The 15,484-nt window shown below is 64.6% G+C and carries 15 protein-coding genes; 2 read left to right on the top strand and 13 right to left on the bottom strand.

Features of this window, described 5'->3' with window-relative positions; translation table 11 throughout:
* Window positions 1-120 precede the first annotated feature (120 nt).
* From B0G74_RS08140 to B0G74_RS08090, 11 genes are all read right to left on the bottom strand, one after another.
* Window positions 121-672: a hydrogenase maturation protease gene (locus tag B0G74_RS08140; RefSeq protein WP_132374321.1), complete on the bottom strand. Its 552-nt coding sequence runs from the start codon at window positions 670-672 to the stop codon at window positions 121-123.
* Window positions 669-2,081, bottom strand: a complete 1,413-nt coding sequence (locus B0G74_RS08135) for a hypothetical protein (RefSeq protein WP_132374320.1) — start codon at window positions 2,079-2,081, stop codon at window positions 669-671. Before B0G74_RS08135 ends, B0G74_RS08140 begins: the two co-directional genes overlap by 4 nt.
* Window positions 2,078-2,737 (bottom strand): DUF6084 family protein, encoded by a 660-nt coding sequence (locus tag B0G74_RS08130; protein ID WP_132374319.1) that lies wholly within the window; start codon window positions 2,735-2,737, stop codon window positions 2,078-2,080. The genes B0G74_RS08135 and B0G74_RS08130 overlap by 4 nt, the downstream gene beginning before the upstream one ends.
* Window positions 2,730-3,368, bottom strand: coding sequence for a DUF5947 family protein (locus tag B0G74_RS08125; protein ID WP_207915629.1), 639 nt, complete (start codon window positions 3,366-3,368; stop codon window positions 2,730-2,732). The genes B0G74_RS08130 and B0G74_RS08125 overlap by 8 nt, the downstream gene beginning before the upstream one ends.
* Window positions 3,365-3,976: a NifU family protein gene (locus B0G74_RS08120; protein WP_165923833.1), complete on the bottom strand. Its 612-nt coding sequence runs from the start codon at window positions 3,974-3,976 to the stop codon at window positions 3,365-3,367. The genes B0G74_RS08125 and B0G74_RS08120 overlap by 4 nt, the downstream gene beginning before the upstream one ends.
* On the bottom strand, window positions 3,973-5,787 hold the full coding sequence (locus B0G74_RS08115; RefSeq protein ID WP_132374317.1) for a nickel-dependent hydrogenase large subunit: 1,815 nt from the start codon (window positions 5,785-5,787) through the stop codon (window positions 3,973-3,975). The genes B0G74_RS08120 and B0G74_RS08115 overlap by 4 nt, the downstream gene beginning before the upstream one ends.
* Before the next feature lie 53 nt (window positions 5,788-5,840).
* Window positions 5,841-6,899, bottom strand: a complete 1,059-nt coding sequence (locus B0G74_RS08110) for a hydrogenase expression protein HypE (RefSeq protein ID WP_132374316.1) — start codon at window positions 6,897-6,899, stop codon at window positions 5,841-5,843.
* 337 nt (window positions 6,900-7,236) lie between these two features.
* Window positions 7,237-8,292, bottom strand: a complete 1,056-nt coding sequence (locus B0G74_RS08105; protein ID WP_132374315.1) for a HoxN/HupN/NixA family nickel/cobalt transporter — start codon at window positions 8,290-8,292, stop codon at window positions 7,237-7,239.
* Window positions 8,293-8,427: 135 nt separating this feature from the next.
* Window positions 8,428-8,820: a copper resistance CopC family protein gene (locus tag B0G74_RS08100; protein WP_132374314.1), complete on the bottom strand. Its 393-nt coding sequence runs from the start codon at window positions 8,818-8,820 to the stop codon at window positions 8,428-8,430.
* A 15-nt stretch (window positions 8,821-8,835) separates the two neighbouring features.
* Window positions 8,836-9,732 (bottom strand): hypothetical protein, encoded by an 897-nt coding sequence (locus B0G74_RS08095; protein WP_132374313.1) that lies wholly within the window; start codon window positions 9,730-9,732, stop codon window positions 8,836-8,838.
* Between the two features lie 106 nt (window positions 9,733-9,838).
* A complete protein-coding gene (locus tag B0G74_RS08090; RefSeq protein ID WP_132376882.1) occupies window positions 9,839-10,294 on the bottom strand; it encodes a DUF2946 domain-containing protein in 456 nt (151 codons plus the stop codon).
* 261 nt (window positions 10,295-10,555) lie between these two features.
* Between B0G74_RS08090 and B0G74_RS08085 the strand changes: the two genes are divergently transcribed.
* The gene (locus B0G74_RS08085; protein ID WP_132374312.1) at window positions 10,556-11,908 is read left to right on the top strand and encodes a TAXI family TRAP transporter solute-binding subunit; all 1,353 of its coding nucleotides are present in this window, start codon (window positions 10,556-10,558) and stop codon (window positions 11,906-11,908) included.
* 162 nt (window positions 11,909-12,070) lie between these two features.
* On the opposite strand, the gene B0G74_RS08080 is transcribed toward B0G74_RS08085, so the two are convergent.
* Window positions 12,071-12,859, bottom strand: a complete 789-nt coding sequence (locus tag B0G74_RS08080) for a ProQ/FinO family protein (protein ID WP_132374311.1) — start codon at window positions 12,857-12,859, stop codon at window positions 12,071-12,073.
* Between the two features lie 224 nt (window positions 12,860-13,083).
* Between B0G74_RS08080 and B0G74_RS08075 the strand changes: the two genes are divergently transcribed.
* Window positions 13,084-13,995 (top strand): LysR family transcriptional regulator, encoded by a 912-nt coding sequence (locus B0G74_RS08075; RefSeq protein ID WP_132374310.1) that lies wholly within the window; start codon window positions 13,084-13,086, stop codon window positions 13,993-13,995.
* 31 nt (window positions 13,996-14,026) lie between these two features.
* Here B0G74_RS08075 and B0G74_RS08070 read toward each other — a convergent pair whose 3' ends face one another.
* Window positions 14,027-15,403 (bottom strand): MFS transporter, encoded by a 1,377-nt coding sequence (locus tag B0G74_RS08070; RefSeq protein WP_132374309.1) that lies wholly within the window; start codon window positions 15,401-15,403, stop codon window positions 14,027-14,029.
* Between the last annotated feature and the right edge of the window lie 81 nt (window positions 15,404-15,484).

The raw sequence follows: 15,484 nt of genomic DNA, 5'->3' as shown, positions 1-15,484 counted from the left end.
ATTCGCCAACACGCCGACCACCAATGCCGGCAACAAGAGGTACTTGAAAAATCCTTTCATGATGTCTCCCGCTTCAGTCGTTTCACACCGTATGCATGACGTGTTCGCGCACCCCGCATGTCAGGCCACGCGCGCGGCGCGCTGTTCCAGCCTCGCCGTCACGAGCCGCACCACCACTTCGGCGGCCTGCTCCACCGCGGCCGCCACGGGGCGGCTCAAACTCATCCGTCCTTCTTCGCCCTCTTCGCAACCGAAATCCTGCGGCTCGCAGCCGAGCACGACGATGTCCTCGCACCCGCCGCCGAGCATCCGCACGGTTTGCAGCACCTTGGCCGGGTCCATCTCATGCGGCGACATCAGGATCGGCACGGCGTACGGATCGTCGCTCGCAGCGCCACCCGACTCTTCGATGGACGGCTCGATCACGTACAGCGTGCCGGGCGCACCGCCGCGCTGCGTCGCATCGATCAGGATCGCGCTGTCCACGCCGTCGAGCAGCGCGTAACACAGATCGACGCCGCGAATGCCGAAGTCCGCGACGTTTACACCCGCCGCGAATGCCGGCAACTCACCCGCGGCCAACTGTTCCTGCAAACGCCGCACCACTTCGACGCCGAAGCCGTCGTCGCCGAGAAACACGTTGCCGATGCCGGCCACCAGAATCGCGCTCATACGAGCCCCCGCCGGGCGCCGGCAGCATGGCCGAGCGGCTCGATCTCGTCCGGCCCGAAGAAGAACCGGTGGCCCGGCATGCGCTGCACGCCGAAGTCCTTGCCCGGATCGTCGTCGATAGTCACGGCGACATGCACGTGGTCGTCGAAATCGCGTTCGATCGATTCGATCGTCGCGACCATGCCGCTCAGCGCGATATCGAAGATGTCGGCGCGGCCGCGCGGGCGCAAGCGCACCTGATCGCCGATGCGAATCTCCACGCCCGCGACCCGCACGCAGGCAAGATGCGGTCGCGCATCGAGTTCGGCCCACGGCGAGACGGGCATGGCGGTCTGCGCCGCGGAGATGGACGCGCCCACGCTCGCCGCGTCGAGCGCGCGCACCTGCCGCAAGGTGCCGTGCAGCTTCTGCATCTGCTCGGCGCCCAAACCTTCGGTGCGCGCGAGCAAGGCGCGAGCACGCTCGTCGGTGGCGATCATTTCGCGCTTTTCTTCGTCCGTCATGGTAAGAATGCGCAGCGTGAGAATCTCGTCGATCTCCGTGGCGTCGAACAGATCGCCGGCGCTTTCGGGCGCGATCTGCGGAAAATCGTAGAGGATGATCGGCGAGGCGAGCATGGTGTCGGGCCGCTGTTCATCGCCGACCAGCACCGGCCACACGCCGATATTGCGGCACGCGGCCGACGCCGCCGCGAGATCGTCGGGCGGATCGATCGACGAGATCCACGTGCCGCGCTCGATGCTCAGCACGGTATGGCACGAGACCAGCGCATACAGCGAAGCAGCGTCGCGCGTGAGGTCACGCGCATGCTCGAGCGGCGTCTCGTTGACGATGCGCACTTTCAGCCGATAGACGCCCGCCGCCACGCTCGCCGCACTGATTTCGACGCGGCCTTGCAGCGCCGCACGCGTGCGGCGCAACGCGCCACGCAGCGTGCCATGCCGGTCCGCCAGCGGTTCGAGGTCACTACCGGCGTCGAATGAAAACGGCATATCGCGCGGCGCGTTCAGCAATTCGCCCAGCACCAGCACGGGCAGCGCGAGATGCCGTTCAGCCGCTTCCTGCCACGGCGTATAGCGCCGTTCGTCGATATCGAGCCCAGGCACGGTGCGCCACGTGGGCTCGCCCGACTCCGGGCGCACCGCGGCGTTCTCCGACACGTCCAGCACCATCCGCTCGATCACCTGCAAAAACCCGGGCCGCACCGCGACGCGCGTATGTTCGCCGCCGCGCAGCAGACACTCGCTTTGCGTCACCCACGGATCGCTGCCGGATGCCTCCGCATAGGCGCGCGGATACACGCCGCCGAAGGTCCAGCGCTGCCGGTTCTTCACCGAAGTCGGCCGGTACGGATACAGCATGTAGCCTTCGTACAGCACCGCCTGCACCACGCTTTCGACCGCGTTCACGATATGTCCTCCTCGAGCCTGTCGAGCAGGCTCGTGACCGCCTGCTCCCAACTCGTCAGCCCCCCACGGGTTTTGAAGCGCGAGAGGCGATCGAACACGTCGCGATGCAGGCACAGCCATGCGCCGCTCGGGTAATAGCGAGCCATCATGTCGCGCCATAGCGCCACCGGCAGACGGTACGCCGCCTCCTTGTGCCACGGAATCGGCGCGACCTGCAATGCGCCGTCGGCCTCGCGATAGAACACGGTGCCGCTGAACTGCAGCATCAGCGGAATCTCGCCCTCTTCGAGTCCGTGAAAATATTTGGTGGCGGCTACATTGAAATCGTAGCTGCACGGCACGGGCAGATCGAGCGTGCATTCGCCGGTAAACGGAGGCGCCACCGCCGACGCATGCGTCCACAGCATCGTGCGTAACGTATCGCCCCAACGCGGCGGAATGCCGAACAGGTCTTCGAGACCGTACTGCTCGGCGGGCGCGTAGCGGCGTTTCGCGGCTTCGATCTGAATCTGGCATTGCAGCGTGATGCTGGCGATCTCGCGCTGCGGCGCATTGTCAACCGCCGTATCGACGACACGCAGCTTGAACATCAGCAGCGGCGCCGCGGCAAACGGCACCACTTCCGCCGACTCGACGGTGAATCCGAGGTCAGGCATGGAGCAAGCCCTCCGGCACGCGGCCTTGGGTCTTCAGCGCGGCCAAGAAACGATGGATCGCGTCCCAGGCCTGCCGCCCGCCCGCGACGCCACGCCAACGCGCGCGAATTACGCCGGTCAGCGCATAACATTGGTCGATCGGCACGCGGTAGTACTCGCGCGCGCCCTCGCTGCGGTTCACGAGCAGCGCTTCGACATCGGGCTCCAGTTGCGCGAGCCACGGATTGTCGGCGACGAGTTCGGTCCACGCCTGCAGATCCAGCAGCGACTGCGTGCCGCCCGCCGGTCCGGGATACAGCGCGACGATCCGTTGCGCCGAACTGTCGTGAAAGAAGAAAGCCATGTCGATGGGAATCGCCAGCGCGTCCCACTGCGCGTCGCTCATGCGAAAGCCGTCGAGATAACGCGCGTCGCGCGGCACCGGACGATAGCGCGCGTTCTGCTGATTGCCGAACAGCAGCGCGCAGGCACGGCAGCAGCAATACAGTTGGCGTTTGGCCATTTCGAACAGATGAGGATGGTCGGCCAGCAGCGGCGCGCCGCACAACTCGCAATGCACGTCGTCCGCTTGGCGCACGAAATGGCGCACGGCCGCGACCCAGCCGCGCGTCGTGGCGGCGGCGGGTGTCATTGCGCGCCGGCCTCGGTCCGGCTGGCTACCTCGGTGTGCTCAGTGTGCTCGGCGTGCGGGTCAGTGTGCGTGTTAGGCACGAAGCGCAGTTCATGCACGTTGACGTCCTGCAAACCCGCGATGTCGACGCGCATCGTCTCGGGCGCAGCTTCGAAAATCGCAAGCTCGATTTCCTGCCGCAATTCGCCGACCGAATTGTGCTTGCCTTGCAGACGCCCGGCCACTTTCACGCGCACCGCTTCTTCGGCGGCGTCGAGCAATTCGATCTGAATGCCTTGCACGCCGAGCAGCGGCCGCATCTTCTCCACCGCGCGCGATACGCGCGTCGGCAGATCTTGCGGATGCAAACCGTGCAACAGCAGCAGCGCCGATACGCTGGCATCGCGTTCGAACGCTTCGAGCATGGCGTCGTCCATCGCCCCGGCGGACGAAACGATTTCCAGCAGACGCGCGAGTCCGTTCGTATGCAGATCGAGCACCACCTGCAGCAGTTCCTGAGCGCTCTCGCGCGCCGGCGGATCGTCGAGCGTCTCCAGCGCCGCAATGAGTTCCTCGATGCGGCGTTGCTGGGCGGCGACCGAGCGCGAGTCGCTCGTCTGGGCGCTCACGTATGCGCTCCCTGCATCACGCCGAAGGTCGGCGAGTGCGAGGTGTCGATGGTCTTGCCGTTGCCCACATACATGTGCACGCCGCACGGCAGGCATGGATCGAAGCTGCGCACCGCGCGCATGATGTCGATGCCCTTGAACTTGTCGGGGCCGTTCTCCTCGAAGATCGGCGTGTTCTGCACCGCGTCCTCATAAGGTCCGGGCGTGCCGTAAATATCGCGTGGGTTGGCGTTCCAGGGCGTAGGCGGATACGGATGATAGTTGGCGATCTTGCCCTCGCGAATCACGAGGTGATGTGAGAGCACGCCGCGCACCGCCTCATGGAAGCCGCAGCCGAGGCCTTCTTCCGGCACCGTGAAATCGCTGAACGTGCGGGTGCGGCCCGCATGCAATTCGGCGAGCGCCTGCTCGGCGAAATACAGCGCTGCTGCTGCCGAATAGGCCTGAAAATACGTGCGGGCGCGATCGCGTTCGAGCGCATTGCTCCACTTCGGAATCTTCCATTCGAATTCGACTTCGGGCTTGAGCGCGGTCTTCGGCAAATAGATTTTCACGCTGTGACCGGTCGCCTTGATATAGCCGATATCCACCAGTCCCGCCAACGCGGTGGCCCACAGGCGCGCAATCGGACCGCCGCCGGTATCGAGCGCGAGGTGATCGCCCGTGCGCTTGTCGAGCCAGCGCGGCGACATCACCCACGTATAGTTGCCGTCGAATTTACGCTTCTGCGGATGCGGCAACGTGGTCTGATTCCACGGATGCTTGCGGTCCACCGGGTTGCCGAGCGGGTCGTTCTTCACGAAGGTTTCTTCGTGATCCCAGTCGTCGTAATAGGAACTGCCGAGCAGAATGCGAATGTTCAGGTTGATGTCGACGAGATCGGTCGTGACCAGCTCGCCGTCCACTACCACGCCGGGCGTGACGAACATGCCGCGGCCCCATTGCGTCATGGTGTTGTAGTTGTAGTCGCACACGTTCGGATCCTGGAACGAACCCCAGCAGCCGAGCAGAACACGGCGCCGGCCCACTTCTTCGTAACCCGGCAATGCCTCGTAGAAGAAGTCGAACAGATCGTCGTGCAGCGGCACGACCTTCTTCATGAACTCCACGTATTTCATCAGGCGCGTGATGTAGTCGGTGAAGAGTTGAATGGTCGGCACGGTGCCCACGCCGCCCGGATACAGCGTCGACGGATGCACGTGGCGGCCTTCCATCAGGCAGAACATTTCGCGCGTGTAGCGGCTCACCATCAGCGTTTCGCGGTAGAACTCGCCGGTAAACGGATTGAGCGCGGTCATGATCTCCGCAATGGTTTTATAGCCGTGCTTGTCCGCGTGCGGCGCGGGTGTTTTCTGGGCCTTGGCCCACACGCCCGGATTGGTCTCCTTGACCATCGTCTCGCAGAAGTCCACGCCCACCAGGTTGTCCTGGAAGATGTTGTGATCGAACATGTATTCGGCCGCTTCGCCGAGATTGACGATCCACTCGGCGATCGGCGGCGGCTTCACGCCGTAGGCCATGTTCTGCGCGTAGACCGAGCAGGTCGCGTGATTGTCGCCGCAGATGCCGCAGATCCGGCTCGTGATGAAATGCGCGTCGCGTGGGTCCTTGCCCTTCATGAAAATGCTATAGCCGCGAAAGATCGACGAGGTGCTATAGCATTCCGCCACCCGCCGGTTCGCAAAATCGATCTTGGTGTAAATCCCCAGACTGCCGACGATCCGCGTGATCGGATCCCAGTTCATTTCGACCAGCTTGCCCGGCGCTGCCTGGGTGGTGCCGGTCGCTTCAGGTGCGGTGCTGACGGCCATGACCTTCTCCTGCTGACTATGCTGACGACACTGACTACGCGAATTCCGCCCGCTCAGCGACGGTAACCGGTGGTGAGTTCCGAACGGTTATGACGCCATTTCGGCTCATCGTTGAGCGTGTTTTTGGTCAGCTTGCGCAAGCTGCGGATCAGCGGGCCATAGCTCCTGATCAGATTCGACGACAGCACCGCGCCGGGCGGCTCGTCCATGAACGGCATGAACTTGTCCGGGAAGCCCGGCATCGTGCAGCCGATGCAGATGCCGCCCACGTTCGGGCAGCCGCCGATGCCCGCCATCCAGCCGCGCTTGGGCACGTTGCATTGCACGACCGGTCCCCAGCAACCGAGCTTGACGATGCAATTCGGGCTGCCGTATTCGGTCGCGAAGATCGCCTGCTCGTACGAACCCGCCCGGTCGCAACCGTCGTGCACGGTGCGGGTGAACAGCCACTTCGGCCGCAACGCGTCGTCGAGTGGAATCATGGGCGCGAGGCCCGCGAGCTGATACAGCAGATAGAGCAGCGTCTCCATGAAGTTGTCCGGCTGCACCGGACATCCCGGCACGTTGACGATCGGCAGACCCGCTTTCGACTTCCAGTCCCAGCCGAGATAATCGGCGAGACCCATGCAGCCGGTCGGGTTGCCCTGCATCGCGTGAATGCCGCCATACGTCGCGCAGGTTCCCGCGCCGACCACCGCCAGCGCGCGTGGCGCAAGCCGGTCGAGCCATTGCGGAATCGTGATCGGGTCGCCCGTATCGGGGTCGGTGCCCAGGGCGGCCCAATAGCCCTCGCGATTGATCCGCTCATTGGGTATCGAGCCTTCCATCACCAGCACGAAGTTGTCCAGCTCGCCACGCGCGGCCTGATGAAACGGCTTGAGAAACTCGTCGCCGTTTTCATACGCCAGCACGGGATTGTGTAAATGGACCTTCGGCAAGCCGGGAATCGCGCCGAGTATCACGTCCTCGATACTCGGCTGGGTGGCGGCGGTAATGGAGACCGAATCGCCGTCACAGCCGAGGCCCGCGGTGATCCAGATGATGTGCACTTCCTTGAGGGCCGGCGCGTGCTGAGTCTTGCGCCCATAGGGGACGTTGTCTGCTTCTGCCATGATGTGTCTCCACGACGTTCACGTTCTTTTGGACAAACAAAGATACGTGGCGAGCGCCGCACGGCAGTCACGTGTCCAGCAATCGATCAGGGATAAATTCCGCGTGGGGAGCGGTTAAAAAGATCGGATTTGCTGCATGTTTTCGTTTGAATGGTGCCCACCGCAATGAGCCCGCAAAACTTTTTCGAGTATAGGTCAGCGATTCGGAATAACCCAATTTTCATAGCTTATTCGCGAAGCTTCGCGCGCCGCGATAGCCGCATCCACGCGCTCTATTCAATTCTCTGACGATAGCTCTTAAGGGTTTGCGCCAAACTGATCTGCCGTTGCGTGCCAATCAGGAACGGATCTCCATCTCCCCGATTCGCTGCCATTTGTAGATCGCCGCGGATAATAACCAGGCGGCCGCGAATACGCCGACGATCGCATAGCCGAGCATGCCGAAGTTATCGTTGAGAACCGCCACCGCCTGCCAGAATCCGCCATTCAGATGCAGCTTGTCGGCTACCAGCCCAAGCCCTTCGATGCTGCCGACCAGCAACGCCACCAGCACCGAAATCGTCGTGATGGTGAGGTTGTAGTAGAGCTTGCGGACCGGCTTCACGAAGGCCCAGCCGTAAGCGCCCAGCATGAGGATACTGTCGGTGGTATCGATCAGCGTCATGCCCGCCGTAAACAGCACCGGGAACACGAGGATCGACCAGATCGACATGCCTTGCGCGGCGCCCGCCGCGGAGATGCCGAGCAAGCCGACTTCGGTCGCGGTGTCGAAACCGAGGCCGAACAGAAAGCCGAGCGGATACATGTGCCAGCTTCGAGTGATCAGGCGAAACAGCGGCCGGAAGAGGCGTGCGAGAAAACCGCGATTGGCGAGCAGCATGTCGAGATCTTCGTCGACGTAGGGCTCGCCGCGGCGCACGCGCCGAAACGCACGCAGCACGGCGCGCAGCACGACGAGGTTCAGCAGCGCAATGGCGAACAGGAAAAACGTCGACACGAGCGTGCCGATCATGGCGCCCGTTTCCCTGAATCCGCTCAGCCGGGTTTGCAAGGCCATCGCGGTGACCGCAATGCCGAGCGTGGCCAGTACGACGATGGTGGAGTGGCCGAGCGAGAACATCAGCCCTGCCGTGAGCGGACGCTGGCCGGACTGCATGAGCTTGCGCGTAACGTTGTCGATGGCGGCGATGTGGTCCGCGTCCACGGCGTGCCGCAAACCGAGCGAGTAAGCCAGTAGACACGAGCCCATCAGCAGCGGATAGCCGCGAAACGCCATGAAGGCCGCAAGCCACGCCGCGAGATTAAAGGTCAGTAGCAACGCGTAGAGCCACGCGATCCGCCGGCGCTGATGGCCGGGCACCACTGCCGGGAACGCCTTCACGAACTCCGTCATGTGTTCTTCTCCCCGGAGCGAAGGCGAAGGCGGCTGCTTTGCACAGCCAGGCGCGCGAGGCGTCTTTTCGATAATAGACCTTTTCACACGCTGCGCCATCGCTCGATGGATGACGCAGCGCATCACCGCTTCAGGCTATTTCACATTGAACGCATAGTCGCCATGCGTGCGATGTCCGTCCGACGCCACGGCCACCCAATGCACCGTGTAGTGACCGGCCGCGAGCGGCGGCAGCGGCACGGCGATGAGCGCCGGCTGATGCTCGTCGACCGCGGCCTTCTGCGTGTTGACCTGCTTGCCGCTCGCGTCGGTCACCGTCAGCGAACTGAACGCCGCTTCGAGCGGCCCGTCGAAAATCACCCGCACCTGCGCGGGCGAGGCCACCGTCGCGCCCGCTCCCGGCTCCTGCTTTTGAGGGAACACGTGAGCGAAGGCCGCGCCCGCGAGCGCGAGGCCGCCGCACAGCGCCGCCAGTTTCGCCACGGCGTTAGTGCCGCGCAAACGTCGGTGTTTCATCGTGCCATTCATCATCACTCTCCTGCGTTACTGGAACAGCGGTTTGCCGATCGTGGTCGGCGCGACATCGTCGAAGAAAATATGCGCCTGCACCAGAATGCCCACATGCGAGCCGCTCGCACGATTGATCGGGATCTGCGCTTCGACGCCGAACTGCCCATAACGGTTGATCCAGATAAAGCCCGGATTGACCGTGCCGGTCGTCTGCCCCTGGCTGCGCGATAGCGGAATTTCCACCAGCGGAATCAGGTTGGCGAACGGCTGCGGCAGACCGACATCGCGCACATGCTGTTGCAGATACGGCAAGCTGTACTGCACGGTGAAGCCGTAATTGAAGGCGTTCGGCTGTCCCGCGCCGGTGGTCAGCGCCGGTCCCGCTTCGCCCGTGATGGCGATCGGCCGCAGATACGCCAGCGAGTCGGGCAGATCGCCCATGCCCTTGCCGGCAAAGATGGTCGGCGAGATGGTCGAAAAGTTGTCGGCGATCGCGCGGCTGCCCGTGCCGCCGAGTTCGGCATCCACACCGACCGAGGTCATGAATTCGTGCGCGTCGTTGACGTACAGCAGGTACTTCAAGCCAACGCCGAAGTTGTCGAAACCGTGCGCCCGCGGATTGTTCTGCATTGCATATGTGCCGTCGACGGACACCGCGAGCCGAGGTGTGATCAGCTTGTCGTATTCGAAGTCGAAGGTGTTGATGCTCTGGTCGCCGTTGTCGCCCGGCACGCGTTGATGGCCGAACTGAAGGTTGGCTTCGTCGCCGACGCCGGGGTCGTCGACGGCCATCGTCGATGGGAAGACGCGGTTGCCCGCAATCGCGTGAGCGCCGGCAAGCGAAGGGGCGCACAACAGTGCGCCGGCAGTGGCCGCGCAAAGCGCCGCCGCGCGCAGCGGTTGCCTGCGGGGCGTTGTGTGGGTAAGCATGATTCATCCTGTTTCATGGGTCGTGACAATGCCGGCGCGCGCAGTCGATAGGGACGCGCGGCGGCAACCGCGATGCATTCGATGCATCGCGCCGTAGTGACTCGAATCAGGATGCGGACGGAGGTGCCCGGGGTTGAGCGAAGGTGAGCGGTTCGACGCGGCGCACGCTCTCGAAGCGGGTCGCGACAGTGTGCTGCACAGCGCGGACGGTGACGACGAACAGTGCCTCGACGCTCGGCACGGCCGGCATGTGGGCGAGCAGGCTGCAATAACCGCAGGGGTCGCCGTCGGACATGGCCGTGTGGTCGGCGTGTTTGTCGCCTGCTGGATCCGGCGCGCTCGACGTGACCGATGTCGCGTCCGGCGTGTCGTCCTGCATCGAGTCCATCGAGTCCATCGAACCCATGGACGCCATCGACGGCATGTCGCAATGCTCGGCTGACATGGCGCTTTCATCGCTGCGTGCGGCGAGCGTGTGCGAGATCGTCGGAGCGAGCGTGGCCATCAGGATCGCGAACAATCCCAGCCAACTGCCGATCTTCCGATAGAAACGACTCACGATGCGCCCGGCGACACGATGAGGAAGCTGTCGCGGATTATGCCACGGTCGATACCGCATTCCGGTCCTGATGCGGCAGTTATGTTGGACATTTCACTCATGCATCACGCATGCAGCGCACGTCTTCGAAGGTGCCGCGCGGAGGACCCGCGTCGCCAACCGGCAAGAGCTTCGCGACCGCCCGGTCAATAGAGCAAACTGCCGACGCCAAACCCATCGCGGACGGTGGACAATGCGATCATCCCGGCTCGGCACGGAGTGTCCATGAAAGCGCAGCGCCCGCGTCCCCCGCACTTTCCCGGCGAAGAGCCGCATGCCGAGTGGCGCGACCACACCCTGCTCTATGTCGTCGTGGCCGGGGTCATCATCCTGATGGTCACGCTGGCCGTCTGGCTGGTCGATCCGGCGCCGCCCAAGACGATCACCCTGAGCGCCGGTCCGCATGACAGCTCGTTTCTCGTCGCCGCCGAGCAGTACAAGAAAATTCTCGCCCGCAACGGCATCAAGCTGAACGTGCTGGAGTCCGACGGCTCCGTGCAGAATCTGCACCGTCTGCTGGACCCGAAAGAGCGCGTCGACGTCGCGCTCGTGCAAGGCGGCGTCGCCGACGGCCTCGACACCTCGTCGCTGATGTCGCTCGGCAGCGTTTTCTATATTCCTGTGGTGGTGTTCTATCGCGGCACGGGCCTGAGCCAGCTTTCGCAACTGGAAGGCAAACGCGTCGCGGTGGGCCGCGAAGGCAGCGGCACGCGGCTGCTGGCGCTCAAACTGCTGGATGCGAACGGCATCGAGCCGGGCGGCGACACCACGCTGGTGCCGAGCGACGGCATGCAGGCCGCCACCCAACTGGTGGCGGGTGACGTGGACGCCGCGATCCTGAACGGCGACTCGGCCACGCGCGGCCTGATGCTGCGCCTGCTCAAGGTGCCCGGCGTGTCGGTGATGAACTTCGCCGAAGCGAACGCGTATACGCGTCTCTTTCCCTATCTGGACCAGATCGACCTGCCGGCCGGCGTGCTGGATCTGAAGCGCAGGATTCCGCCCGAAACGGTGCATCTGATCAGTCCGACCGTCGAGCTGGTGGCCCGTACCACGCTGCATCCGGCCATTTCCGATCTGTTGATCGAAGCGGCGCAGGAAGTGCATGGCATGCCGGGCCTGTTGCAGCGCGCGGGGGAATTTCCGAGTCCCGTCGCGCGCGAATATCAGATCAGTGAAGACGCGCAGCGCTACTACAAGACGGGCAAAAGCTTTCTGTATCGCACGCTGCCGTTCTGGCTGGCGAGCATCGGCGACCGCACGCTCGTTCTGCTGCTGCCGATGGCCGTGCTGCTGTTCCCGGCCATGCGCCTGATTCCGGCGCTCTATCGCTGGCGGGTGCGCTCGCGCATCTATCGCTATTATGGTTCGCTGATTGCGATCGAACGCGGTGCGCTCGCCGATTCGACCGACGAGGAGCGCGCGCGGCTCTTCGCGGAACTGGATCAGATCGAGGATTCGTTGAATCGGCTGCGCATGCCGCTCGCTTACGCCGACGCGTTCTATGTGCTGCGCGAACACGTCGGCTTCGTGCGCAGCCGGCTGGGGGCTGCGTCGCGGCTAGGCAGCCACCCATAGGCGGGGTGGCGGGTTTTGCGCTTTTCGGGTGACGGGTGAGTTGGGCGGTTCGGCCGGAAGCTGCGTGGGAGACTTCGGGCGCGGTTTCGTGCCCGGTGTCCTGCACATTTTCGTGTGCAGTGTCACCGATCAGCCGGTCGGCTCGTCGAGCCGGCCTACGCCTTACGCCTTCGCTTCGCCGTCCTGCGAAGCCGTGGCGGCCTCGGCCGGCGCATTCGCTGCTTCGGCAGTGGCCTGCGTGGTTGCTTCAGCGGGCGCTTGCGTGGCCGCTTCAGCGTTCGGCTCCGCGGCTGTCGCGGCGGATGCTTGCGTGGCTACTTCAGCCGTCGCTTGCGTGGCCGTCTCGCCGGCCGCATTCGCGCTCGCCGCACCGGCTGCCGCCTTCTGCGCACCCCTGGCTGCGCGATGCGCCTGCAGACGCTGCGCGCCCGCGGCTTCCTGCGCCGTGACCTTGCCCGCTTCGGCGCCCGTCAGATCGACGCGAGCCGCGCCTTCCACGAGACATTTCCAGTAGCGGCTGCCACGGCACCACGTCTTGATCGCGTCGCGCAATTCCGCTTCGCTCAACGACAGGTCCTTGGCGTGCACCACGAGGTCTTCGAAAATACCGACCTTGAGCGGCAGCTTGGGCGCCGGATTCTTCGGGAAGGCAATGGGGAAGCGCTTCTGCAGCCGCCCGATCGATTTCACCACCGGATCCACGGGCTTCGCGTCCACCGCCGGTTTGGCGTCGGACGCGGCTGCGGGCGCGGCACGGCGCGGCGGCGCGGGCTTGCGGGCAGGCCTCGCGCCCGGCTTGGACGCGTCCTTTGCAGCAGGCTTGGAAGCGTCCTTAGCGGGCTTGGAAGCGTCCTTCGAAGCAGGCTTGGCGCCGGACTTCGCGGCAGGTGCAGCCTCGCGGCGAGCCGCGGCCAATTGCTTCTTCAGTTCAGCGAGTTGTTCGAAACCCATAGCGCACAATCAATCGAGAAAGACGAGATTGTAGCAGCGTAAGGAAACACGCTCGTGACGCCGCCGCGAGCCGCGCCGCGCGGGGCTCCGTGCGGGGTTGCGCGAGTGTTACCCTGTAGGCTCGGCGCGGCGCGGTTAAACTCGGTGTTTGCGGCCCTTCCCGCCCCCTTCCGGCCCCGTCTCCGCCCCCTTTTTGTCCCTTCCCGGCCCCGTTCCCGCGCTTCATGGACCTCAAGCAAATCCAGTATTTCATCGCGCTTTTCGAAGACGGCTCAGTCACGCGCGCGGCGAAACGGCTCAATATCGTCCAACCCGCGCTCAGCATGCAGATTTCGAAGCTCGAAACCGAATTGCGCCAGAAACTCTTCGAACGCGGGCCGCACGGCATGACGCCGACCGACGCGGCGCGCCAGATGTATCGCCTGTACACGCCGATCATGCGCGACATCGAACGGGCGCGCGACCAGTTGAGCCGGCAGGATGCGATCGTCACGGGGCGCGTGTCGCTCGGCATGGTGTCGTCGGAGGCGGAAAGCGTGCTGCCGGAGTCGCTCGCCAGATTCAACGCGATGTTCCCGCAGGTCGAAGTGTCGGTTGCCGACGGCTTCAGCGCGCAGTTGATCGACGCGGTCGAAGCCGGCCGGCTGGATGCGGCCATCATCAACAAGCCGCGCGGGCGTCTCACGCTCGACGTGGTGCCGTTGCTCGACGAGGAAATGGTGCTGGTGACGAGCGCCGCGCTCGGCCCCGACCTGCCGCCGACCGTCGATCTCGCGAAACTGGCCGGCATCGAACTGGTGCTGCCGACCCGCCGCAATGGCTTGCGCGGCGTGCTGGACGCGGCGCTGCTGGCCGCCGACGTGGTCATCAAGCCGAAGTTCGAGATCGACCTGCTCAACACCATCGTGCAGTTCGTCGAACAGAGCGGCGTCGCGACGATCCTGCCGCGCGTGGTGGTTCAGCGCAAGGTCGACGAAGGCGTGCTGTGCGCGCGCGCCATCGCGTCGCCGCCGATCGTGCGGCACATCATCCGCGTGAGCCATCCGAAGCGGCCGATCGGGCCGGCGGCGCATGCGCTGATCGATATCATCGGCGAGGAGATCCGGCGTGTGACTACCGGTGTCCCAGCCGGCTGAAACGTCGCGAGGCCACCCGCCCAACCGCGACCTAAACCGCCTCGCGCACCGCCCCCTCCTCGAGCCTCCCACGCGTTTCCGGCACGACGAACGCGCCGATCAGGAAAATCACGCTGATCGCCCCGACGAAGATCGCCAGCGTCATCGGCAACTCGCTCGCGTCTTTCGCCACCAGCGAGACGGCGGTCGGCATTATCCCGCCGATCGCAAAGCCGATGTTCCAGGAAAGCCCCGTGCCGGTCGCGCGAATCGCCGTCGGAAACCGTTCGTTCAGGAAGATCAGGACCGGCGCGTAGCCGGCGCTGCCGAGCGCGCTGAGAATCACCGCGTACACGCCGATCATCGTGATGCTTTGCGCCGTGGGCAGCAGCAGGAACAGCGCGGGCAACGCGAACAGGCGAATCAGGCCGAGCCAGATGAAAGCGCTCTTGCGCCCGATGAACGTGCTCAGATGCCCCGCCGCAACCGACGCGATCACCACCGCCACACTGCAGATCAGCAGGATCGCCGCCGCGGCGCCGTTCGGCGCGTGGCTCACCACCTTGAGAAAGGTCGGCAGATAGCCCGAGGTCAGGTAATAGCCGCTGCCGCCGCCGATGGTCAGCAGCAGGTTGACGAACAGAATCGAGCGATAGTCGCGGGAAAACAGCGTGCGCACCGGCGAGCGCACGATTTCGACGGGCGTGTCGAGCTTCTGCGCCGCGGCCTTGGCGGCCTTCTCGGCGGCGAGCTTCTTCCACAGCGGCGACTCTTCGAGGCTGCTGAAAACGAACAGCCCGAGCACCGAACTGATGATGCCGGTGAAGAACATGCAGCGCCAGCCCCACACATCGAACGATGGGCCGGGGAACAGCGCCGACATCGCCAGATACGTGAGCGAGGCGAGCAACGCGCCGAGGCCTGCTCCGCCGCCGCCGATCAGCCCCGACACCGCGCCGCGATATTTCGGCGCGACCGATTCCGTGCCGATGGTATGCGTCGACGCCACCACGCCGCCCACGAACACGCCCTGCACGAGGCGCAACGCGAGGAACAGGATCGGCGCGACGAGGCCCACCTGCACGACGGTCGGCAGCACGCCGAACGCGGCCGTGGAAAGACCGACGCCGACCACCGCGATGATCATCGCGCCCTTGCGTCCGTGGCGATCCGCATAGGAGCCGAACCATGCCGAGCCGAGCGGGCGCATCAGCAGCGTCACGGCAAACGACGCATAAACCGCGGCGAGCGAGAGCATCGCGTGTTCGGACGGGAAGAACAGCCGCCCCACCACCGGCGCGACGAACAGCAACACGAACAGATCGAACAGATCCAGTGCCCAGCCGAGGCACGAGGCCATTACCGCACCCATCACTTGCCGCTGGTCTACCGCGGGCAAGGCGGCGCCATTTTGCGCTGCTACGGACATCGTCATCTCCTTGACTATCAGCGGGCCGTCTCTCGATCGTCCGCGTTTGTAGGCACGCTCTCTTGCGCGCGCTCTTGGTGG

This window comes from Paraburkholderia sp. BL9I2N2 (genome assembly GCF_004339745.1).
In the GTDB taxonomy this organism is placed as follows: domain Bacteria; phylum Pseudomonadota; class Gammaproteobacteria; order Burkholderiales; family Burkholderiaceae; genus Paraburkholderia.
Note: the sequence above shows the minus strand (reverse complement) of the source record. Positions and strands in the feature narration are given on the sequence as shown.